Origin of the sequence: Micromonospora sp. DT47 (genome assembly GCF_049844475.1) — a bacterium.
In the GTDB taxonomy this organism is placed as follows: Bacteria; Actinomycetota; Actinomycetes; order Mycobacteriales; family Micromonosporaceae; genus Micromonospora.
Genome location: NZ_JBNCLC010000001.1, coordinates 429,391 through 451,896 on the forward strand (window position 1 = coordinate 429,391; position 22,506 = coordinate 451,896).

Sequence of the window (22,506 nt, forward strand, 5' to 3'; positions counted from 1 at the left end):
CGTCACCGGCCGTGCCGGGACGCCCAGCTAGAGGGGCAGATGGCCGGAGAGATCCGCCCGGTTTCCGCTCACCCGTACGCGACCGTCCGTGACCGCATCCGCCCAGGAGAGCCGTCCGGTGGCCAGCGCCAGCCAGGTCCCGGGATCCATCTCCACCACGTTCGGCGGGGTGCCGCGGGTGTGTCGGGGACCCGGAACGCACTGAACTGCACCGTAAGGTGGGACACGCACCTCCACCGATCGGCCGGGGGCGCGCTCCGCGAGGGCGGTCAGAAGGGCACGGACCGCCTCCCGGTACACCGGCCGATCGGGCGTACGCCCCTCGTCGAGCGCCGTCAGAGCCGCCGCGACCGCGGTGGACTTAATGTGCGGAGAGGACACGAAGGGACGATACGACCCGATGGCAGTACCTCCGACGCTGGCCCTGGGTCGCGCCGATCCGGTCAGACAAGGCATAGTTGCCGACGGCGTATTCGTACCGTGATGATCCCCGGCCCCGCCGGGGAGGTCAGACCGGAAGGCGGTGGACGTGTCAACACACCGACGTGCCTGGAAGCAGCGGGCCGGTGTGGTCGTAGCGCTGGTTGCCGGCGCCCTGCTCGCCGCCCCCGCCACACCCGCCCTGGCGGACGATCCGGGTGTGCAGATCACCAACCTGCCAACCGGCTCGCTGCAGAGTGGTCAGCAGACCAGCATGACCTTTACCGTCAAGAACAACAACGATGCACCCACGGCATTCAGCATCAACGTCGACACCTTCACCGGCCTCACCTGCCAAGGCGAGTGCAACGTGCCGGCCCGCCTGATCCCGCCGCAGCAGCAAGAGTCGATCACCGTGACTCTCGTCGCCGGCCCCGTCAACCCCGGAGACACCAAGTCCGGCCAGGTTCAGGTGTCTGCCAAGGCGGGCGGCGACCAGGCCAACGACTCGCGGAACATGACGGTCCGTGGGCCTGCTGCGCCCGCGACGACCCAGCCGCAGACCCAGACGGTCCGGTCGATCTCCGGCAAGGTGACCGTGGCGGCCAACGGTGATCCGGTGCCGAGCGCCGTGGTGATGCTGCTCGACTCGCAGCAGCACAAGTATCAGACCACCAGTGACGACAGCGGCAACTTCCGCTTCACCGGGTCCAGCTCGGAGCCGATCACGCCGGGCCGGATCGAACTGGGCGCCAGCAAGGGCGCCGTCTACAACACGAAGTCGATCAACGCGAGCGCCGGGCAGAGCCTGACCGGCCAGCGGATCAACCTGGCGATCAAGGTCGAGGTCACCCCGAGCGCGACGCCGTCAGCGACCGCCGAGGCCGCGCCGACCGACGAGGTCACGGACGAGACCACCGAGGAGCCCTCCGGGGCGCCCGCCGCCCCGCAGCAGGCCGCCTCGGACGAGGGTGGCGGCTTCGGCTCCTTCCTGATCATCCTGCTCGGTGGCCTGCTCGTGGCGGCCGGCGTGGGCACCATCGTGCTGCTCTGGATGCGGCGCCGGAACGCCGACGACGACGACGTGGACGGGCCGGTCGGCGCCGCGGCGGGCGCGGTGCCCGGGGCCCGTGGCGCGTTCCGCGGCGCGGACGACCAGACCCGCGTGGTCAACCGGGTCGGCGCCGGGGCGGACCCGACCATGGCCGGCAGTTCCGCGCTGAGCGACGCGCCGACCATGATGCACCGTCCGGTCGTCGACGACGTCCCGCCGGACCCGTACGGGGCTCCCGCGCAGCCGTACGGCGCGGGCGCTGCGGCGGGCGGCTGGGCCGGCAACGGGTACGGCGACGAGTCCCCCGCCCAGGGCGGCTACGGCCAGCAGGGCGGCTACGGCAACGCGCCCTCCTCCGGTGGCGGCTACGACGCCGCCGGGGCGGCGGCGGGAGCCTACGGCGCCGCGCAGTCCTCCGGCGGCGGCTACGGCCAGCAGGGCGGCTACGGCGCCGGAGCCGGCCAGGGCGGCTACCCGCAGCCGGACCAGGGTGGTGGCGGCCACGGCGAGCGGTACGACGAGCCGACCGGCCGGTACACCGGCGACGGGACGCAGTCGTACACCCCGCCGGCCGACCCGTACCCGACCAGCACATACCAGCCCGAGCCGGGCAACGGCTACGGCCAGCCGGAGCAGGGCCCGTACGGCCGGGCCCAGGAGCCGGCCGGCGGCTACGGCGGTGGGACCGGCTACGGCGGCGCCCAGGGCGGCTACGAGGCCGGCCCGCAGCAGGGCGGCTACGACGGTGGGTACGACCAGCGCGGCGGCTACGACCAGCGCGGTGGGTACGACCAGCAGGGCGGCGGCTACGGCGGCGCCCAGGGCGGGTACGACCAGCCTGGCGGCTACGGCCAGCAGGCCGGCTACGGTCAGGAGCCGCCGCAGCAGCGCCCCGGCGGCTACGACAACCACAGCTACGACCAGCAGCAGGGTGGCGACTACTACGGCGACCAGGCCCAGCAGGGCCGGGGCCGGCCGGACGGCCCCCCGCAGGAGCGCGGCGGTCGCCGGCTGGACTGGCTGGACGACTGACCCGTTCGGGGCTGCGGGCCCCGGCAGCACGTGACGGTGAAGGGCCGCCCGGATTCCCGGGCGGCCCTTCACCGCATCGGTTGGGCTTGGACGACGCGGGCCGCCGGGCAGGGTCGGCGGGACCCGGGCGTGGTCGGCGGGACCCGGTCAGGGCGTCGCCGACTCCGGCGAGGGAACGGAAGCCACCGGGCTTCGCAACGGGATGGGTCGCGGTGGCCGGCCGGGGGCCGGACCGGGGACCGTCAGGCGGCGGAGAAGACGCCCTGGCGCAGCACGGGCACCACGTCGGAGACGCCGACCCGGACCGCGACCTCCACGTCCTCGGCGAAGCCGCCCTCGATCAGCTCGCGGCCGGAGACGCAGCCGCGTACCGCCGCCGACACGTCCGGGGTGCTGGCCAGCGCGGCAAGCGCCATGGCCGCCTCCACCGAGAGCCCGCCGGGTACGCCGGAAATGGCGTCCAGCACGCTGGCCGCGCCGAGCAGGTCCTCCACCGAGGGGCGCAGCATCCCGTCCGGCCAGCGTTCACCGGCGGCGATCACGCCCACCGGGGCGTCCTTCGAGCCGTACCCCTGGCGGCACAGCCATCGCCCGACGGCGCGGGCGTTGCGCAGGCAGGCCGCGACCACCGGCAGGCCGGTGGCGCTGGCGGCGGCGCTGATGGCCGAACCGTTCGGCGACGGCAGCACCAGGTCGGCGACGACGGGCGCGGTGCTCAGCGCCGCCGCGGAGAGCGACCACGGGTGCTCCGGGGTCGTCTGCCGACGGCCCACCGCGGCGACCGCGCCGACCCGCCGGGCGTAGTCGGCCGCCTGCTCCCCCCAGGGGAACGGGTGGACCCGCATGCCGCGGCCGACCGCCACGTCCACGGCGGTGGTGAACGACAGCACGTCCACCACCACCAGCGCGGCGCAGACCCGGCCGAGCTCGGCCGCCCCGGTCAGCCCCCAGTCGAACCGGGCGCCGGAGCCGGGTTGGGCCTGAACGGCCGCGGCCAAGGCCTCAGCGCTTATCGGGCGCGGAGGACTGCTCGCCGTCACCGGCAACGGTCTGGGCCGCCGGCGCGTCGGGAGCCGCATCTCCGGTGACCTCCGTGCTCGGGCGCTCCGCCGCAGCCGGGGCGACCGGCCGGTCCGGGGACGCCTCCGTGTTCGGCGCCGCCAGCGACTCCACCGGCTCGGCCTCGTCGACCGGCTGGGCCTCGTCGGCCGGCTCGGTCTCCGCGACCGGCTGGGCCGTCTCGACCGGCTGGGCCGAGCCGGTGGCGACGGGAGCGGCCTCCGCCGGCTCGTCCGCCTCGGCCGGCTCGTCCGCCTCGGCCGGCTCGTCCGCCTCGGCCGTCGGCACGTCCATCGGCCGCACGGCGGTCGCCGGAGCGACGGTGGTGGCGCCGGTCCGGGTCGCCTCGACCTGCGCGGCCTCGGGACCGCCGAAGAGCCGGGGCAGGGTCTCGGTGTGCGCGGCGTGCAGCTCGTCCAGGTCGATCCGGAACTGGCCGTGCACCTCCAGGGCACCGCCGGCCGGGTCGGTCACGCCGATCCGCTCCCACGGCACGTCCCGCTCGGCGCAGAGGGCGGTGAACGCCTTCTCGTGGCCACGCGGCACCGACACCAGCACCCGGCCCGCCGACTCGCTGAACAGGAAGACGAACGGCAGCGAGCCCTCGGCGAACCGCTCCGGCAGCGCGATCCGGGCGCCGATCCTCCGCCGCAGGCACGACTCGACCAGGCTCTGGGCGAGACCACCGTCGGAGAGGTCGTGCGCGGAGCTGAGGTGACCGACCCGGGCCGCCTCCGCCATCAGCTCGGCCAGCTGCCGCTCGCGGGCCAGGTCGACCTGCGGCGGCATGCCACCGAGGTGCTCGTGGGTCACCCACGCCCACTCGGAACCGGAGAGCTCCACGTGCGTGTCGCCGAGCAGGAAGAGCTGGTCGTGGTCGCCGCCGGCGCGCGGGACGAAGCCCATCGGCACCCGGTCGGCCACGTCGTCCAGCACGCCGAGCACGCCGACCACCGGGGTCGGGTGGATCGCCGCCGCGCCGGTCTGGTTGTAGAAGCTGACGTTGCCGCCGGTCACCGGGATGCCCAGCTCCAGGCAGCCGTCCGCCAAGCCGCGCACGGCCTCGGCGAACTGCCACATCACGCCCGGGTCCTCCGGCGAGCCGAAGTTCAGGCAGTTGGTCACGGCGATCGGCTTCGCGCCGGTCACCGCCACGTTCCGGTACGCCTCGGCGAGCGCCAGCTTGGTGCCGTGGTACGGGTCGAGGCGGGCGTACCGGCCGTTGCCGTCCACCGACAGGGCGACACCGAGGCCGGTACGCTCGTCGATCCGGATCACGCCGGAGTCCTCCGGCTGGGCGAGCACGGTGTTGCCCAGCACGTACCGGTCGTACTGCTCGGTGACCCAGGTCTTGTCGGCCAGGTTCGGCGAGGCGATCATGCGCAGCACGGTCTCCCGCAACGCCTCCGGCGTGGCCGGCCGCGGCAGCGTCTCGGCCCGGTCGGCCTGCAGCAGGATCAGGTCGGCCGGCTCACGCATCGGGCGGGCGTAGACCGGCCCGTCGTCGACCAGCGAACCCGGCGGCACGTCGACCACGACGTGACCGTTCCAGGTGGCCAGGAGCCGGCCCGGCTGGCCGTCGGCCGACGGCGCGGTGACCACGCCGATCGCGGTAGCCAGCACGCCCCACTTCTCGGCGGTCTTGAGCACCGCCTCCAGCTTCTCCGGCGTGACGACCAGCAGCATCCGCTCCTGGGACTCGCTGGCCAGGATCTCGTGCGGCTCCATCGAGGGCTCGCGCAGCGGCACCCGCTCCAGCCAGACCCGCATGCCGGTGCCGGCGGAGGCGGCGGTCTCGGTCAGCGCGCAGGTCAGGCCCGCACCGCCCAGGTCCTGGATGCCGACGACCAGCTCGGCGTCGTACAGCTCGAGGCAGGCCTCGATCAGCAGCTTCTCGGTGAACGGGTCCCCGACCTGCACCGACGGGCGGCGCTGCTCGCTGCCCTCGTCGAAGGTGGCGCTGGCCAGCACCGACACGCCGCCGATGCCGTCCCGGCCGGTCTTGGCGCCCATCAGCACCACGACGTTGCCGGGGCCGGTGGCGTCCTTCTTCTGCAGCCGGTCGACCGGCAGCACGCCGAGACAGAGCGCGTTGACCAGGGGGTTGCCCTGGTAGCAGGGGTCGAAGACCACTTCGCCGCCGATGTTGGGCAGGCCGAGGCAGTTGCCGTAGCCGGCGATGCCGGCGACCACGCCGGGGAGCACCCGGGCGGTGTCGGGGTGGTCGGCGGCGCCGAAGCGCAGCGGGTCCATCACCGCGACCGGGCGGGCGCCCATGGCGAGGATGTCCCGGACGATGCCGCCGACTCCGGTCGCCGCGCCCTGGTACGGCTCGACGAAGCTCGGGTGGTTGTGCGACTCGACCTTGAAGGTCACCGCCAGCTCGTCGGAGACCCGGACCACGCCGGCGTTCTCACCGATGCCGGCGAGCAGCCGGTCGCTCGGCGGGGCCTTCTCGCCGAACTGGCGCAGGTGCACCTTGCTCGACTTGTAGGAGCAGTGCTCGCTCCACATGATCGAATACATGGCCAGCTCGGCCTGGGTGGGGCGGCGGCCGAGGATGTGCCGGATCCGGTCGTACTCGTCGTCGCGGAGGCCCAGCTCGGCGTACGGCTGGCGCTCCTCCGGGCTGCCGACGGCCCGCTGCACGGTGTCCACGCCGTCGGTCCAGTCGCCGGCCGGCGCCGGGCCGGCGTGCCGGCCCGCGTCGGCCGGGCCGCCCTGCGGCACCACGGCGGCCGCGCGCGGCTCCGCCGGGTCGGCCGGGAAGGCGCCCGGTGTCTCCCGTACGGCCGGGTCCTGATGGGTGGTCATGACCTCTCCTCGCTGCGCTCGTCGTCGCCCGCCGGGCGGTGGAGCCGACCGATGATCCTGCCGCGCACCGTCACGCCGGCGTCCCCACCAGGTGCTTGAGCACCGAGGTGAAGAAGCCGAGGCCGTCCAGGGAGGGGCCGGTGAGCGCCTCGACCGCGTGCTCGGGGTGGGGCATGATGCCGACCACGTTGCCGGCGGGGTTGGTGATCGCGGCGATGTCGCGCTGCGAGCCGTTCGGGTTGCCGCCGACGTACCGGGCGACGACCCGGCCCTCGGCCTCCAGCTCGTCCAGGGTCGCGGTGTCCGCGACGTAGCAGCCCTCGCCGTTCTTGACCGGGATCAGGATCTCCTGGCCCGGCTGGAAGGCGTTCGTCCAGGCGGTGCCGGCGGACTCGACGCGCAGGACCTGGTCGCGGTTGCGGAAGTGCAGGTGCTGGTTGCGGGTCAGCGCGCCGGGCAGCAGGTGGGCCTCGCAGAGGATCTGGAAGCCATTGCAGATGCCGAGCACCGGCAGGCCGCCCCGGGCCGCGTCCACGATCGTCTCCATCACCGGGGCGAACCGGGCGATGGCGCCGCAGCGCAGGTAGTCGCCGTAGGAGAAGCCACCCGGGAGGACGACGGCGTCCACCCCGTGCAGCTCCGGGTCACCGTGCCAGAGCCGGACCGGGTCGGCGCCGGCGATCCGGACGGCCCGGGCCGCGTCCCCGTCGTCCAGCGAGCCGGGGAAGGTCACCACACCGACGCGCGCGGTCACGGGTGCGCGTCCACGGTCTCGTCGGCCTCGACCACCCGGACGGTGAAGTCCTCGATGACGGGGTTCGCGAGCAGCTTGTCGGCGATCTCCCGGGCCCGGTCCAGATCCGGGTCGCCGGTGAACTCGATCTCGATCCGCCTGCCGATCCGGACGGAGGCGACGTCACCGACGCCGAGCCGCGGCAGCGCGTTTGCGACGGCCTGGCCCTGAGGATCGAGGATCTCGGGCTTGAGCATGACGTCGACGACGACGCGAGGCACTGGGCACTCCTGACTGTGTACGCAGTTGGGTGCCGGCCCACTACGGGCGAGCGCAGCCAGCGTACCTGGCAGATTCCGCTCCGGACGCACCGGTCGGGGGCAGTTCAGGCAGTGATCAACATAACCGGCAGGGGTCGGGGCGCAGGTCCGGGCGCAGGTGGACCAAACCGGCCTTGAGCAGGCATTTCTTAGCGCTCGCGGCTATCAAATTGTTACCTCAGGGCGGGTCGGCGAGGTCCGGGGTGTTCTGGGGTCGTAACGGTTCAGTCAAGCCCGCTGGCCGGTGTCCGACAGTACGGCGCCACCCGGCCCGCATCGCCGTCCGCGCGCCGGCCGTCCGCGCCGCGCCGTTTCGCAGCATCCGATCAGGTGAACACGGCTCGCGAACGGCGCGGGTGGCGACTGACAGCATCGGAACCGTGCTGGTCGTGACGACGGATCAACTGCCCGGCTACGAGATCCGCCAGATCCTCGGCGAAGTCGTGTCGTCGATGGCGCGGACCCGGAATCCCTACCGCGAGGGGGTCAAGAACCTGCGCGGCGGCGCGTACGACCCGATGGCCCCGGACAACCTCACCCGCTGGCGCACCGACTCGGTGGCCCGGCTCGGCGAGGAGGCGCTCCGGCTGGGCGCCAACGCCGTGGTGGGGATGCGGTTCGACAGCCGGGACTGCGGCGAGATGTGGATGGAGATCTGCGCGTACGGCACGGCGGTGATCGTGGTGCCCAAGGTCCCCGACGTGATGCCCCACGACCAGCCCCTGGTCGCCGCGGAGACCGCCCACGAACCCGCCTTCACCGAGGCGCCGGGCGGCATCGCCGAACCGGCGAGCGCCCCCAACCTCTCCACCGCCGCCGACACCCCCACCCGCAACCCGTGACCTACCCACACCACCGTTGTCCATGGCTTCTGCGTCGGTTCGATCCGGCGGCGTCACGCCGCTGTACGTCGTGGAAGCGGCGCTGTGGAGGTCAGGGCAGCTTGGCGTCGAGCAGCGGGACGAGCGCCCGGGCGTAGAACGTCGAGATGTGGCTGAAATCCTTGTAGACCAGCACGTTTCCGACGACTATCGGGCAGGTCGTGCGGGTGCAGAACCACGGCATCGGGTCGATCACGGTGACACCGAGCGACTGGGCCATGGTCGCCACCTCCTGGCGGCGGGCCGGCTCGTAGAGAGCCTCGCTCGCGGGCCTGCCGCAGACGGGGAGGTCACGCGGGTGCAGCGCGGCGCAGTCGGGGGCGCTGCGGTACGGCCACGGGGTGTCGCTGATCAGTACCAGCTTCGTGCCCGGCGCCTTGATCTGGTTGATCGTGGAGCGCCAGCCGGCCACCCACAGTGCGTCGTCGGCGTGGCCCTTGGTAGGAATCTGACGGCCGGACGCGTCGACCAGGCCGCCCCCGTCGCCGCCGTTGGAGGACATCACGACCATCGCGGGCCGGTCGCGGCGGATCTTCTCGATCACCCACTTGCGCCAGGTGTCGCACTCGTTGTACGGCCGCTTGAGGGCTTTGAAGATCACGGTCACCGAGGGAACCTGGCAGCCGCTCTTGGTGAGCGAGACGAACCGCATGCCGCGATCGCGGGCGATGGCGTCAAAGGCCGGGTACCAGTGCGCGCCGTGCGAGTCGCCGATCAGGTAGATGGCCTCCTTGCCCTGTACGTCGCCGTACGTGCACGGGTTCTTGTGACGCAACTCGGTGTAGGTCAGGCTGCAGTTGTCGGGATAGACCCGCGGCACGTCACCGTTGGCGACGGCGACCGACGGGGTCAGGTTGCCGGGAAGATCGCGCTGCCGCACGGCTTCGGCGATGAGCTTGCTCAGCGCGGCCTCCGGATCCGGGGCGGAGGCGACCGCGGCGATCGTGTCCACGGCGGGCGGACCGACCGGCAGGGGCGGGGTGAGCGTCGACGCGACCAGCGCCAGCACGGCCGCCGCCCCGGACAGGACCAGGCCGAGCGAAACGCCGCGGCGGGCCCGGGCCTTGAGCCACGACCTGTTCCGGATCGGGTTCTCGACCAGGTGGTACGAGACGACGGTGAGCGCCAGCGCGCCGGCGGCCAAAGCCAGGTTCACCTTGACCGTCGGCTCCACCCCCAGCGCCGACGGGCCGATCATGAGGACCGGCCAGTGCCAGAGATACCAGCCGTAGGAGAGCTTGCCGATCTGCTGGAACGGCCAGGTGCCGAGCAGCCGGGCGGCGCCCTTGCCGCCGGTGGCCGTACCACCCGCGATGACGGCGGCGGTGCCGAGCACCGGCAGCAGGGCCGCGTATCCAGGGAAGGTGGTGTTCTCGTTGAAGGTCAGCGCCGCGGTCAGCACGGCGGCGAGTCCCACCCAGGTGAGGACGGCGGCCAGCGGCTTCGGCAGCTTGGTGAGCGCGCCCGCCGAGACGGCCACCAGCGCCCCCACAGCCAGTTCGTGCGCCCGGGTGTGCGCGCCGAAGTACGCCCAGGGTGCGGCGGCCTCGCTCTGCCAGACGCTGATCAGGAGCGAGGCCACGACGATGCCGCCGAGGACCATGACAATCGGTAGCCGATGGTTGGACCGGCCGCGCCGCCAAGCCCAGGTCGCCAGCAGCAGCAGCGGCCAGACCAGGTAGAACTGCTCCTCGACGGCGAGCGACCAGAGGTGCTGCAGCGGTGAGGGCGCTGTGGCGTCGTTGAAGTAGTCGGTCCCCACGGCGGCCAGCCGCCAGTTGATCCCATAGAAAGTGCTGAACAACGCGTCCAGCGAGACCGACCGGAACCGGGTCGGTGGCAGCCACAGCCAGCTCGCCACGAGCGTCGCGACGAGCACGACCGTGGAGGCGGGCAGGAGCCGGGCTGCCCGGCGCGCGTAGAACCCGGCCAGCGAGACGGTTCCGGTCCGGGACAGCTCCTTGACCAGCAACGTGGTGATCAAGAAGCCGGAGATGACGAAGAAGACGTCCACGCCGACGTAACCACCGGCCAACGTGGCGATGCCCGCGTGGGCGAGCACCACGAGGGTGACCGCCACGGCCCGCAGACCCTCGATGTCGGCCCGGAACCCGAGGTGCGGGGCCGGAACTGCGGCGGCATCGGAGTGCCGGGCCGAGACGTGGTGCCGGTCCCAGGTTGCGGTGGTCGCCATACCTCACCCATAGATTTGTGGCGGCCGCAGGGCCGGGTGCTGTTCGTCCGTGCACTCAGAGCATCAGCATGCTAGTCGATCACGCCGGATCCGTCCGACCCCGTCCACCCGGTGAATGCGGCGCCAACCGTAACAGGATCGAGTCCCGCGCGCCGACGTCGCCTCGTCCGCGTGGTCAGAGGATGGGGGGTGGGGAGTAGGCGGCGGCGTCGGGGTGGGCGGTGACAACGTCGGCGATACGCTTGGTGACCCGGTCGACCTGCGCGCCGGCGGCGCCCGTGAAGGCGGCGCGGTCGGCGACCAGGGCGTCGATCTCGGCGCGGGACAGGCCGAGGCGGCCGTCCGCCGCGAGGCGGTCGAAGAGGTCGTTCTCCGGGGCGCCCTTCTCCCGCATGGCGAGCGCGACCGCGACCGCGTGCTCCTTGATCACCTCGTGCGCCACTTCCCGGCCCACACCGCGACGCACCGCCGCCACGAGGATCTTGGTGGTGGCCAGGAACGGCAGGAAGCGCTCCAGCTCCCGATTGATCACCGCCGGGTACGGGCCGAACTCGTCGAGCACGGTGAGGAAGGTCTGGAAGAGCCCGTCGGCGGCGAAGAACGCGTCCGGCAGCGCCACCCGGCGGACCACCGAGCAGGAGACGTCCCCCTCGTTCCACTGGTCGCCGGCCAGCTCGCCGACCATCGACAGGTACCCACGGATGATCACCGCGAAGCCGTTGACCCGCTCCGACGAGCGGGTGTTCATCTTGTGCGGCATCGCGCTGGAGCCGACCTGGCCCGGCTTGAAGCCCTCGGTGACCAGCTCCTGGCCGACCATCAGCCGGATCGTGGTGGCCAGCGAGGACGGCGCGGCAGCCACCTGGGAGAGCGCGGCGAGCACCGCCACGTCGATCGAGCGCGGGTAGACCTGCCCGACGCTGTCCAACACCCGCCTGAACCCGAGGTGCTCGGCCACCCGGCGCTCCAGCTCGGCGACCTTGTCGGCGTCGCCGTCGAAGAGGTCGAGCTGGTCCGCGGCGGTGCCCACCGGACCCTTGATGCCGCGCAGCGGGTACCAGTTGATCAGGTCGTCCAACCGCTCGTACGCGATCAGCAGTTCCTCGGCGGCCGACGCGAACCGTTTGCCGAGCGTGGTGGCCTGCGCCGCGACGTTGTGCGAGCGGCCGGTCATCACCAGGCCGGAGTACTCGTGGGCGTGCCAGGCGAGCCGGGTCAGGGTGGCGACCACCCGGTCCCGGATCAGCTCCAGCGAGCGGCGTACCTGGAGCTGCTCGACGTTCTCGGTGAGGTCCCGCGAGGTCATCCCCTTGTGCACGTGCTCGTGCCCGGCGAGCGCGCTGAACTCCTCGATCCGGGCCTTCACGTCGTGCCGGGTGACCCGCTCCCGCTCGGCGATCGAGGCCAGGTCGACGTCGTCGACCACCCGCTCGTACGCCTCGACCACCCCGTCCGGCACCGGCACCCCGAGATCACGTTGGGCCCGGAGGACGGCGAGCCAGAGCCGCCGCTCCAGCCGTACCTTCTCCTCCGGCGACCAGAGGGCGACCAGTTCAGGCGAGGCGTACCGGTTGGCGAGCACGTTCGGGATCGTCACGTACCTCAGTCTTTCATGCCCTCTTCGACGGCGGACGCTGCGTCAGCCCGGCGCGGGCCGTCCGGTGAGCGCCTGCCAGAGCCCGGCCCCGGCCTCCTCCTCGGTGTCGAAGGATCCTCGATCTCGAAGGGGTCCGGCGACAGCCCGGTCGCCAGCAGGGCGTTGCGCACCCCGTGCCGGTCCACTCCCGACCTCCCGATCGTCCTGGGATCAGTAGACGTTGACGGCGGGCAGCCCGCCGCCCGTGCCACCCTGCCGCGGCACCCGGTCGGCAGTGCGGGGCGGGAAGTTCGCGCCCGTGAATGTGGTGGTTTATGCCTTTTGCCCGCTAAAGGGTGGGCGTGGGCGGTCAGGAGCGGTTCACCTCGTACACCGTGACGGTGCCGGAGACCAGGCGGACCCGGGCCAGCCGGGCCAGCTCAGGCGACACGGCCGAGGCCCGGGTGTCGGCGAACAGCCAGCGCACGCCGTACTCCCGTGCCATCCGGTCCAGATCCGCCCGGGTCGGCGCGGCGAAGACCCCGTCGTTGAACGCGAGCAGGGCGGGGTCGGGCGGCCCCTGTTGCGAGTAGCCGAACCCGTCCCGACCCTGCGCGGCGAGGGCCGCATCGGTGTAACCCCAGCTCTCCACGAGCGCCCGATGCCCACCGAGACCGGTCACCCAGAACGCCCGCGCGATGCAGCGCGGGGCGGTCGCCACCGGCATGCAGTGCACGTTGGTCGCCACCACGTCCTCGTCGTCGGCCTGCGCGTCGAGCCAGAGCGCCGCCCGCAACTCGTCCTCGGTCACCGCGAACCGCTCCGGGAAGTACGGGGCGGGCGGGCGCTCCAACTGCTGCACCGTGCCCTTGACGCCGACGGTGACGCTGGCGCACAGCAGCGCGGCGGTCACGCCGGCCGCCGCCACCGCCCACCACCGGGTCGGGGTGCCCGCCGGACCGTCGGTCGACCGGCCCGCTCCGGACCGCCACCGCGCCAGCACGGTGACCAGGACCGCGAGCAGGGCCGCCAGCAGGGCGAACATCGCGAACCGGGCGACCGAGTCGCCCACCGTACGCAGCCAGTCCGCCGTGTCCGGCTCCGGGCGAACGAGCGGGGCGACGACCAGCGGCGCGGCCACACCGAACAGGCCGGCCACCCCCACCGCCGGCCACGGCGGCCGGACCGCCGCCAGCCACCAGCCGGACAGCAGCGCGCCGAACGGGATCACCCCGAGCCAGAAGTAGACCTGACTGGCCGCTGGGTGGTGGAACACCCAGGTGGCAGCCGCACCCGCCAGCACCGCGCCGGCCAGCAACCAGCCGGCCGGATCCCCCCGGTGCTCACGGCTGATCAGCAACGGCCATCCCGCGAAGCGGGACGCCTGCGCCAGCAGCCACCAGCCGAGCAGCGCGAACGCGAAGTACAGTCCGTCCGCACCCGCGTCGGCGAGGCCGGGGGGCAGCCCTCCGCCCGGCTGTACGCCGTCGTCGACCCCCATCGTCTCGGTGTAGGGCGCCATGAACCGGAGCAGGCCGAACGCCTGCACCTTGAGCGAACCCGCCCCACCGCCGGCAAAGAGCAGGTAGCCGAGGCCCATCGCTACGAGCAGACAGACCAGCGCGCCGAGCACGGCCCAGGGGGTCGACCGCCGGCGCCACCAGGCCACCACCGCGGCCAGCCCCAGGGCGACGATCAACGGTGGCAGAGCGCTGGACTTGCCGCCGGCGCATGCCAGACCGAGGGCCGGCACCAGCGGCCAGGCCCGACCCGGACCGCGCCCCCGGACCGCGTCCACGCAGATCCCGGCGAGCAACAGCAGCGGCGCCAGCACGTACACCTGGGAGAGGCTGGCGAACGACAGCGACTGGTATCCCGTCGCGCTGATCGGGGAGCCAAGGGTGACCGGGCCGCCGAGGAAGCCGGCGGCGGCGACCACCGGGCCGACCCAGGCCGTCCGGGCGAGATCCCGGGCCAGACCGGCAGCCACCAGCATCGCCGTGGCCACCACCGGCACGATCCAGAGCCGGAGCATGACCATCGCCGGCGAGATGCCGGTGATCATGCTGCCGGAGGCCACGTGGGCGTCCGACAGATAGTGGTAGCGCAGCGCCTCCCCGTAGACGTGCGGCAGCCGGAACGGCATCGACCTGGTCAGCTCCTGCACCAACCCGAGGTGGTAGAAGAGGTCCTGGTAGTACGCGTAGGTCGCGGGCGGCAGCGGGGAGCGCCGCCACTCGGCCATCGCCCAGGCGAGCGCCAGCAGCAGGACCACGCAGAACGCCCAGTGCCAGGCCACCGGCAGCGGTCGCCGGGGACCGCCCCGCCAGTGCCGCCGCAGACCGGGCACCACCACGAAGGCGATCACCACGGGCACCGGCCACCAGCGCAGCAGGTGCTGCTGGCCGGTGGCGGCGGCGGCCGCCCACGCGACGAGTTCCAGCAGCAGGCCGGTAGCGGCGCCGTACCCGAGATCCTCGGGCAGGTTGCCCCGGCCGCCGCGCAGCGCCCGGTGCACCAGGGTGCCGGGGAGCACCAGGCACAGCGTCCAGTACGCGGCGAACCGGGCGATGTCGCCGCCCGGCACGTCGGCGTCCGCCCAGGCGGTGAGCAGGGCGGCCAGCACCAGCAGCCAGGGCAGCAGCGCGAACGCCCGGCCGGCCAGCAGCCGGCCGCGCCGCGCCTCCGGCGGGGCGGCGGTCTCCGCCCTATCCAGCACCATCCTCATCGGACCCCCGATACCCGCGCGTCATCACAGCTCATAGATGGTGACCGGGCCGGACCTCAGGCGAACCCCGGCCAGCGCCGCCGTCACCACGACCGCGACCGCCGCGACCGGAACGATCCACAGCCGCAGGAGGATCACCGGCGGCGCGGGTCCCGGTGACCATCGAGGCGCTGGCCAGGTGGGCGTTGGAGAGGTTGAGCCACCAGGCGGCCACCATCGCCCCGAGTGCGACGAGCCACGGCAGTGCCGTGAGCGGCCGGCTGGTCCGGGTGGAGGCAGGTGTCACCCGCTGCGGCGCCTCAGCCTCCGCAGCGTTCCGCAGCCCCGTCATGGGCGGGCTACGGTATCTCGAAGACGGCCACGTCGCCCGAGCGGAACCGGGGCGTGGCGTACCGGGCAAGCTCGGGGCTCACCTTGGGACCGACGGCGACCAGCCAGCGCACCCGGTAGGTGCGGGCCAGCGTCGCGACGTTCCCGGCGGTGGGCGCGGTGAAGACGACGTCGTTGTCGGCCAACCGCTGCGGATCCCAGTACTTGCTGGCACCCAGGTGGTCGTGAATGGTCCGGCCCTCCATCGCCCGCTCCACGTACGCCCAGCCCTCGACCAGCACCCGCCGCTCGCCGTACGCGGCGAGCCAGAAGTCCCGGTTGTCGCAGAACGGGCGGCCCGGGTGCCGGCAGTGGCTGTTCGTGGCGACCAGGTCGTCCGGGGCCGAGTGGTCCCGCAGCCAGCGGGCCGCCTCGATGCCGCCGACGGGGAGGCTCGGCGGGTTCGCCGCCACGTTGCGCAGCGGCGCGTCGGACGAGACCAGCCGCGCCATGGTCCGGATCCCGGCGGAGTCGCTGACCACGCTGGTCGCGGCGAAGAGCACCACGACCGCCGCGACCGCGACCACCGGCCGGAGCCGGACCAGCCGGGTGACCAGGAAGAGCAGCGCGGTCAGCACCAGCAGCACCACCGCCAGGACGAGGTAGGGCTCGACCGCGTCGCGCAGCGGGTGGTCCCCCGCCGGACGGTCCTGTCCCACCGTGGCCCGGACGGCGAGGACGGCGCCGGCGCCGAGCGCGGCGGCCAGGGTGAGCAGCCCGGCGAGGGCGGTACGACCGCGCCGGCCGAGTTCCGCCGCGGTGGGCAGCAGGACGGCCAGGCCGAGGGCCGCGAGCATCGCCAGGTACGGACGGGCGGTACGACCGAAGTAGATCTCGCTCAGCCCCGGGTGCCCGAACGTGTACATCGCGCCGACACCGGCCGCGGCGAAGCCGGCCATGAACAGCACCACCGGGTCGACGAGCCAGCGCCGGCGCAGCAGTCCGACGCTGCCGACCAGACCGAACGCGCAGGCCAACAGCGCGATGCCGGTGAGCTTGACCAGGGTCGGCCAGTGGTTCTCCGGGGTGGGCGTGCCCAGCACGAGCTGGCCCAGTCCGCTCCACTTGGCCAGCGAGAGCGGGGCCGGTTCGGTGCCGTAGCTGCCGCCGCTGAAGAGCACGTACTGGGCGAAGGCCAGCCAGGCCAGGACGATCCCGATCGCGAGCAGCGCCCGTACCCGGTGCTTGCGGGTGATGAGCTGCCCGAGCAGGGCCAGGATCAGCCCGCACGCCAGAGCGGGCACGAAGGTGGCCTTGGCCCCGGCGACCGCCCCCACCAGCATGACCAGGACGAGCCAGGACCCGACCGGCGCGGTGTCCTCGCGGAGCAGCCGGACCAGCACCAGGACGACCGCCACGGCGAGCGTCGCGGCCATGGTCTGGGTGGGGCTGAGCCAGAAGGTGTCCAGGAGCGTCGCGTCGAAGACCGGCGCGGAGGTCCACGCGTACGGGACGGTCGCGGTGCCGAGGTAGAGCAGCACCAGCGCCAGCAGGCCGGGCCACCACCGGCCGCTGATCGCCCGGACGACGCCCATGACCAGCAACAGGAACGCGGCGACGATGGGCAGCACCTGCAGCCGGAGGATCAGCACCTGCGGCTCGATGCCGGTGAGCCAGCTGGCCGCCGCGCCGTGGGCGTGCGCGTACCAGTGGTACTGGAGGGCCTCCGCCACCACGTACGGCGCGGTGGGCTGCATGTGGTGCTTGAACTCGCCGACCAGCGCGATCTGAAACGGCAGGTCGACGTTGGGCCCGAGGGCGGCCGCCCCGGAAAGCCCCTCCGTACGGAAGAACAGTGCCGACCGGGCCAGAACGAACAGCGCGATCGCGGCGAGGCCCCAGCTGACCCCGGTCGGGAGCCGTTCCGGGCCGCCGCGCCAGTGCCGGCGCAGCCCCGGTACGGCGAGGAACACGAGCACGGTGAGCACGGGCCAGGCGAGCACCGCCAGCGGCACGCCGAGCGCCCGCGCCGGGATGTACACGGCGAGTTCGACGGCGAGACCCAGGGCGAAGCCCGCCGCCACGTCCACCGCCAGCGTGCCGGAGCGGCCGTGCAGGGCGCGCCAGAGCAGCGTGCCGGGCAGCGCCAGGCAGCCGGCCGAGTAGCCGGCGAAGAGGGCGAGGTCCGGACCGGACACGCCGTACCAGTGCAGCACGACGGCGGAGACGGCCAGCACCACGGCCAGGGGCAGCCAGCCGGTGGCGAGAACGGAGCGGAGCCGTCGCCCGCCCGCCGGCGGGGTCTCCGCGGCGGGCGTGTCGCCGTCCGCGGTGGCGGACTTCCCGTCCACCGCCTCGCGCAGGTTGACCATCCGGGTCAGCCGCTGACCGGGACGCCCGGGCGGTCGGCGGAGACCGCCGGGTCCGCCGAGTCCGCCACCACGACCGGCTCGACCGGCTCGAACGGGGACTCGACCGAGTCGAAGCCGACGTGGAACATCGGTCGGTTCTGCACGGTCGCGTAGATCCGCCCGACGTACTCCCCGAGCAGGCCGAGGCAGATCAGCTGCACCCCGCTGAGCAGGAGCACCGCCACGAACATGGAGGTCCAGCCGGGGATCGCGGTGCCGGTGGTGTACGCGGTCACGCCGAAGGCGATCAGCGCGAGGCAGGCCACGAAGCTGGTCACCCCGAGCCAGGTGGCGACCCGCAGCGGGGCCGCCGAGAAGTTGGCGGTGCTGTCCCAGGCCAGGGCCACCATCTTGCGGAGCGGGTACTTCGTCTCGCCGGCGGCGCGCGCCTCACGGACGTAGGTGACCTCGGCGCTGGAGAAGCCCAGCGAGGGGATCAGCAGCCGGTAGACCGGCGCCCGCTCGGGCAGCTGGCGGAGCACCTCGATGACGTCCCGGGTGATCAGCCGGAAGTCGCCGGCCTGGGCGGGCATGTCGCCGCCGACCAGCCGCCGCATCAGCCAGTAGTAGCCGCGGGCGGTGTTCCGCTTGAACGCGGTGTCGGTGCTGCGGTCCGAGCGGACGCCGTAGACCACGTCCACGCCGTCCTCACGGGCGACCCGGAGCATCTCGGCGATCGTCTCGGGCGGGTCCTGAAGGTCGGCGTCGATGCTGACCACCCAGCGACCCCGAGCGCGGTGCAGCCCGGCGGTCAGCGCCGCCTGGTGCCCGCTGTTGCGGCGCAGCTGGATCAACCGCAGCTGCGGCCAGCTACGCGCGTGCGCGCTGACCATGCCGGCGGTGCCGTCCCGGCTGCCGTCGTCAACGGCCACGACCTCGTAGTCGACGTCGAGCGAGTCGAGCACCGGACGCAGCCGGGCGACGAGGGCGGGAATGACCGCCGTCTCGTTGTACATCGGAATGACCACGGAGAGCGCGATCGATCCGGACATGTTTGATCCCATCGTTGCCGGCCCCGTCCCGGGCGCAGAAGGTCTGTGATTTTACGCGGGTCGGACGCCCGGCGCGAGGCATCATACTCTCGCTCCGACTTTTCGGTCGGGTCGACAGCGGATGAGCCGTTGATGAATGATATTCCCCTCGGCGTCGGCCGTGGGACCCGGTCAGCGCTCCAGGATCGCGGTGACGCCCTGCCCACCGGCCGCGCAGATCGAGATCAGACCCCGGCCACTGCCCTTCTCCGCGAGCAGCTTGGCCAGGGTGGCCACGATCCGGCCGCCGGTGGCGGCGAACGGGTGCCCGGCGGCGAGCGAGGAGCCGTTGACGTTGAGCCGCTCCCGGTCGATCGACCCGAGCGGTGCGTCCAGCCCGAGCCGCTCCTTGCAGAACTCCGGCGACTCCCAGGCGGCGAGGGTGGCCAGCACCTGGGAGGCGAACGCCTCGTGGATCTCGTAGTAGTCGAAGTCCTGCAGGGTCAGCCCGGCCCGGGCCAGCATCCGGGGCACCGCGTACGCGGGCGCCATCAGCAGCCCCTCGTCGCCGTGCACGAAGTCGACCGCGGCCGTCTCGGACCAGGAGAACCAGGCCAGCACCGGCAGGTGGTGCTCCCGGGCCCACTCCTCGGAGGCGAGCAGCACGGTGGAAGCGCCGTCGGTCAGCGGGGAGGAGTTGCCGGCCGTCATGGTGGCCTGCTCGGCGTCCGGCCCCCTGGTGCCGAAGACCGGCTTGAGCGAGCTGAGCTTCTCCAGGCTGGTCTCCGGGCGGAGGTTCTGGTCCCGGGTCAGCCCGAGGTACGGCGTCATCAGGTCATCGAAGAAGCCCCGGTCGTACGCGGCGGCGAGCCGCTGGTGCGAGCGGAGCGCCAGCTCGTCCTGGGCCGGCCGGTCGATCTGCCAGCGCAGCGCCGTCCGGGCGGCGTGCTCTCCCATGGACAGCCCGGTCCGCGGCTCGGCGTTGCGCGGGATCTCCGGCTGGAACGGCTGCAGCGGCCGCAGCTTCGCCGCGATCCTCAGCCGCTCGCCGAGGGTGCGGGCGGAGTTGAGCTTGAGCAGGGTGCGCCGCATCTCCTCGTTGACCGCGAGCGGGGCGTCCGAGGTGGTGTCGACGCCGCCGGCGATGCCCACCTCGAGCTGCCCGAGGGCGATCTTGTTGGCGACCAGGACGGCCGCCTCCAGGCCGGTGCCGCAGGCCTGCTGGATGTCGTACGCGGGGGTGTGCGGGTCGAGCTTCGAGCCGAGCACCCCCTCGCGGGTCAGGTTGAAGTCCTTGGCGTGCTTGAGCACGGCGCCGGCCACCACCTCGCCGACCCGCTGCCCGGCCAGGCCGAAGCGGGCCACCAGGCCGTCCAGTGCCGCGCCGAGCATGTCGGAGTTGGACGCGCTGGCGTACCGCGAGCTGGACCGGGCGAAGGGGATGCGGTTGCCGCCGATGACCGCGACCCGCCGGATGCTCTGCACGATCCCGCCTCCTTGAAAGACTTGCCCTCAACCTACTCGCCAGTAGGCTACGCCTATGACCGACAGGTACGCGAGCTTCGTCCAATCGGGGGCCGGCCGCGCGCTGGTCAAGCGCCTCGGGCTGCCGGACCCGCCGCGCCTGCGCCGGCACACTCCCGGCGACCCGCTGCTGCCCGGCCCGGCCCTGCTCGGCGCGGCCACCGATGGCCGGCTCGCCGAGCCGGTCGGCAAGATCCTCAGCGCCGCCGGGGTCGAGCTGCGGGAGCCCGGCACCGCCGACGCCGCCGCCCGCTTCGGCGCCCTGGTGTACGACGCCACCGGCATCACCGACTCCACCGGCCTGCGCCAGCTGTACGACTTCTTCCACCCGCACGCCCGCGCGGTGCTGCCCAGCGGCCGGGTGATCGTGCTCGGCACCCCGCCGGCCGAGTGCGGCTCGCCCCGCGAGGCGACCGCGCAGCGGGCCCTGGAGGGGTTGACCCGCAGCATCGGCAAGGAGTTCGGCCGCGGCGTCACCGCCCAACTGGTGTACGTGACGAGGGACGGCGACGCCGGCACCCTGACCAGCCTGGAATCGGCCCTCCGATTCATTCTGTCGGGCCGCTCCGCGTACGTCTCGGGCCAGGTGGTCCGGGTCGGCGCCGGCCGCGCGGAGCCGCCGGCCGACTGGGACCGCCCGCTGGACAGGCAGGTCGTCCTGGTCACCGGGGCGGCCCGCGGCATCGGCGCCGCGCTGGCCCGGGTGCTGGCCCGCGACGGCGCCCAGGTCGTCGCGCTGGACATCCCGGCGGCCGGCGACGCGCTGGCCGCGGTGGCCAACGAGATCGGCGGCAGCGCCGTGCAGCTCGACCTGACCACCCCGGACGCGCCGACCCGGCTCGCCGAGCACCTCGCCGCCCGGCACGGCCGGGTCGACGTGGTGGTGCACAACGCCGGCATCACCCGGGACAAGACCCTCGGCCGGATGGACGCCGACCGCTGGGACTCCGTCCTCGACGTCAACCTCTCCAGCCAGGAGCGGATCAACGACGTGCTGCTGGAGCGCGACCTGATCCCGGCCGGCGGCCGGATCGTCTCGGTCTCCTCGATCGCCGGGATCGCCGGCAACCGCGGCCAGACCAACTACGCCACCAGCAAGGCCGGCGTGATCGGGCTGGTCGACTCGCTCGCCCCGGCGCTGCGCGGGCGCGAAATCAGCGTCAACGCGGTCGCCCCCGGGTTCATCGAGACCCGGCTGACCGCGCGGATCCCGCTGGCGCTCCGGGAGGCGGGGCGCCGGATGAACAGCATGTCCCAGGGCGGCCTGCCGGTGGACGTGGCCGAGACGATCGGCTGGCTGGCCTGGCCGGCGTCCGGGGCGGTCAGCGGCAACGTCGTCCGGGTCTGCGGCCAGAGCCTGCTGGGGGCGTGATGGCCGGGAAGAAGGAGCGACCGGAGGACGCGCCCACCCACGACCTCTCGGTGCACGAGCTGATCGACGGCCCGACCGAGGTCATCTCCGCGCACGACCTGTCGGCCGCCCGCGCCGCCATGTCGTCCGGGCACGACGGGAACGTCGAGGCCACCCACGACCTCTCCGGATACGCCACCCACGACCTGTCGGCGCACGCGCCCCGGGCGCGGGTGGAGGTGCCCCGGATGCCGGCGCAGGGAGCGCTGTACCGGCGGGCGCTGCTCGACGCGGTGCCCGGCATCGGGCGGTCCCGCCGTCCGGACGCCCCGCCGGAGGTCGAGCTGGCGGTCGCCGGGATCACCGTCGACCGGGCGCACCTCGCCGACTACGACCGGGTCTGCGGGTTCCGGCTGGCCGACCGGCTGCCGGCCACGTACCCGCACGTCATGGGGTTCCCGCTGGCGCTGCGGCTGATGACCACCCCGGAGTTCCCCATCCCGTTGACCGGGGTGGTGCACGTCGGCAACCGGATCACCGTGCACCGCCCGATCGAGGCCGGCGAGACGCTCGACTTCACCACCCACGCGGAGAACCTGCGCCCGCACGAGCGCGGGCGGCAGATCGACGTCGTCCTGGTCGGGTGGGTCGGCGGCGAGGAGGTGTGGCGCGGCGTCTCGACGTACCTCGGCAAGGAGCGCGCCTCGGACGGCGGTGCGCGGCGCGACCGGGGTGACCGGCCCGCGCCGCCGGCCGCCTCGGGCCGGTGGCGGGTCGAGCCCCGGGTGGGTACGGACTACGCCCGCGTCTCCGGCGACCACAACCCCATCCACACCTCCCGGCTGGGGGCACGGCTGCTCGGATTCCCCCGGCCGATCGCGCACGGAATGTGGAGCAAGGCCCGCTGCCTGGCCGCGCTGGAGAGCCGGCTGCCGGAGGCCTACACCGTCGACGTGGCGTTCAAGCTGCCGGTGCCGCTGCCCACCACGGTGGCCTTCAGCGCCACCCCGGCCTGGGACTTCGCCCTGCACGACGCGCGCACCGGCCGCCCGCACCTGGTCGGCACGATCCGCTGACCAGCCGGTGCCGGGGACTCGGCCGTCCCCGGCACCCGGCCCCGGTGGCGGCG

15 protein-coding genes are annotated in these 22,506 nt (G+C 73.3%); 4 read left to right on the forward strand and 11 right to left on the reverse strand.

The window, feature by feature from the left end:
* Positions 1–27: 27 nt before the first annotated feature.
* Positions 28–381 (reverse strand): sterol carrier family protein, encoded by a 354-nt coding sequence (locus ACLQ2U_RS02185; protein ID WP_425748784.1) that lies wholly within the window; start codon positions 379–381, stop codon positions 28–30.
* 148 nt (positions 382–529) lie between these two features.
* Here ACLQ2U_RS02185 and ACLQ2U_RS02190 point away from each other — a divergent pair, with 148 nt between their 5' ends.
* The gene (locus tag ACLQ2U_RS02190) at positions 530–2,506 is read left to right on the forward strand and encodes a carboxypeptidase-like regulatory domain-containing protein (protein WP_425748785.1); all 1,977 of its coding nucleotides are present in this window, start codon (positions 530–532) and stop codon (positions 2,504–2,506) included.
* A 242-nt stretch (positions 2,507–2,748) separates the two neighbouring features.
* On the opposite strand, the gene ACLQ2U_RS02195 is transcribed toward ACLQ2U_RS02190, so the two are convergent.
* The 4 genes from ACLQ2U_RS02195 to purS all read right to left on the reverse strand — a co-directional run bounded on the left by ACLQ2U_RS02195 (position 2,749) and on the right by purS (position 7,393).
* The gene (locus tag ACLQ2U_RS02195; protein ID WP_425748786.1) at positions 2,749–3,504 is read right to left on the reverse strand and encodes a 2-phosphosulfolactate phosphatase; all 756 of its coding nucleotides are present in this window, start codon (positions 3,502–3,504) and stop codon (positions 2,749–2,751) included.
* A gap of 4 nt (positions 3,505–3,508) precedes the next feature.
* The gene (gene purL / locus ACLQ2U_RS02200) at positions 3,509–6,379 is read right to left on the reverse strand and encodes a phosphoribosylformylglycinamidine synthase subunit PurL (protein WP_425748787.1); all 2,871 of its coding nucleotides are present in this window, start codon (positions 6,377–6,379) and stop codon (positions 3,509–3,511) included.
* Positions 6,380–6,449: 70 nt separating this feature from the next.
* Complete coding sequence (gene purQ, locus ACLQ2U_RS02205) at positions 6,450–7,133, reverse strand: phosphoribosylformylglycinamidine synthase subunit PurQ (protein WP_425748788.1); 684 nt, start codon at positions 7,131–7,133, stop codon at positions 6,450–6,452.
* Positions 7,130–7,393 carry a phosphoribosylformylglycinamidine synthase subunit PurS gene (gene purS / locus ACLQ2U_RS02210; RefSeq protein WP_425748789.1) on the reverse strand — a complete coding sequence of 88 codons (264 nt, stop codon included), beginning with the start codon at positions 7,391–7,393 and terminating at the stop codon, positions 7,130–7,132. The genes purQ and purS overlap by 4 nt, the downstream gene beginning before the upstream one ends.
* Positions 7,394–7,707: 314 nt before the next feature.
* On the opposite strand from purS, the gene ACLQ2U_RS02215 reads away from it, so the two are divergent.
* Entirely contained in the window at positions 7,708–8,274 is a 567-nt protein-coding gene (locus ACLQ2U_RS02215) for a YbjQ family protein (RefSeq protein WP_425748888.1), read from the forward strand.
* 91 nt (positions 8,275–8,365) lie between these two features.
* Here ACLQ2U_RS02215 and ACLQ2U_RS02220 read toward each other — a convergent pair whose 3' ends face one another.
* From ACLQ2U_RS02220 to ACLQ2U_RS02245, 6 genes are all read right to left on the reverse strand, one after another.
* A complete protein-coding gene (locus ACLQ2U_RS02220; RefSeq protein WP_425748790.1) occupies positions 8,366–10,507 on the reverse strand; it encodes an acyltransferase family protein in 2,142 nt (713 codons plus the stop codon).
* A 175-nt stretch (positions 10,508–10,682) separates the two neighbouring features.
* Positions 10,683–12,104, reverse strand: coding sequence for an adenylosuccinate lyase (purB, locus tag ACLQ2U_RS02225; protein ID WP_425748791.1), 1,422 nt, complete (start codon positions 12,102–12,104; stop codon positions 10,683–10,685).
* Between the two features lie 349 nt (positions 12,105–12,453).
* Entirely contained in the window at positions 12,454–14,811 is a 2,358-nt protein-coding gene (locus tag ACLQ2U_RS02230; RefSeq protein ID WP_425748792.1) for a hypothetical protein, read from the reverse strand.
* Between the two features lie 338 nt (positions 14,812–15,149).
* Positions 15,150–17,492: a hypothetical protein gene (locus tag ACLQ2U_RS02235; RefSeq protein WP_425748793.1), complete on the reverse strand. Its 2,343-nt coding sequence runs from the start codon at positions 17,490–17,492 to the stop codon at positions 15,150–15,152.
* Between the two features lie 5 nt (positions 17,493–17,497).
* Positions 17,498–18,523: a glycosyltransferase family 2 protein gene (locus ACLQ2U_RS02240; protein WP_425748794.1), complete on the reverse strand. Its 1,026-nt coding sequence runs from the start codon at positions 18,521–18,523 to the stop codon at positions 17,498–17,500.
* Positions 18,524–18,694: 171 nt separating this feature from the next.
* Complete coding sequence (locus tag ACLQ2U_RS02245) at positions 18,695–19,987, reverse strand: acetyl-CoA C-acetyltransferase (RefSeq protein WP_425748795.1); 1,293 nt, start codon at positions 19,985–19,987, stop codon at positions 18,695–18,697.
* Between the two features lie 55 nt (positions 19,988–20,042).
* Here ACLQ2U_RS02245 and ACLQ2U_RS02250 point away from each other — a divergent pair, with 55 nt between their 5' ends.
* Both ACLQ2U_RS02250 and ACLQ2U_RS02255 read left to right on the forward strand, forming a co-directional pair.
* A complete protein-coding gene (locus ACLQ2U_RS02250; RefSeq protein ID WP_425748796.1) occupies positions 20,043–21,398 on the forward strand; it encodes a 3-oxoacyl-ACP reductase in 1,356 nt (451 codons plus the stop codon).
* A 227-nt stretch (positions 21,399–21,625) separates the two neighbouring features.
* Positions 21,626–22,453 carry a MaoC/PaaZ C-terminal domain-containing protein gene (locus ACLQ2U_RS02255; protein ID WP_425748889.1) on the forward strand — a complete coding sequence of 276 codons (828 nt, stop codon included), beginning with the start codon at positions 21,626–21,628 and terminating at the stop codon, positions 22,451–22,453.
* Positions 22,454–22,506 lie beyond the last annotated feature (53 nt).

Bases quoted from the DNA above. Each gene is read 5' to 3' on its own strand.
- ACLQ2U_RS02220 (WP_425748790.1), bottom strand. From the start codon at position 10,507: ATGGCGACCACCGCAACCTGGGACCGGCACCACGTCTCGGCCCGGCAC.
- purL (WP_425748787.1), bottom strand. From the start codon at position 6,379: ATGACCACCCATCAGGACCCGGCCGTACGGGAGACACCGGGCGCCTTC.
- ACLQ2U_RS02230 (WP_425748792.1), bottom strand. From the start codon at position 14,811: ATGAGGATGGTGCTGGATAGGGCGGAGACCGCCGCCCCGCCGGAGGCG.
- ACLQ2U_RS02255 (WP_425748889.1), top strand. From the start codon at position 21,626: ATGCCGGCGCAGGGAGCGCTGTACCGGCGGGCGCTGCTCGACGCGGTG.
- ACLQ2U_RS02235 (WP_425748793.1), bottom strand. From the start codon at position 17,492: ATGGTCAACCTGCGCGAGGCGGTGGACGGGAAGTCCGCCACCGCGGAC.
- ACLQ2U_RS02240 (WP_425748794.1), bottom strand. From the start codon at position 18,523: ATGTCCGGATCGATCGCGCTCTCCGTGGTCATTCCGATGTACAACGAG.
- ACLQ2U_RS02250 (WP_425748796.1), top strand. From the start codon at position 20,043: ATGACCGACAGGTACGCGAGCTTCGTCCAATCGGGGGCCGGCCGCGCG.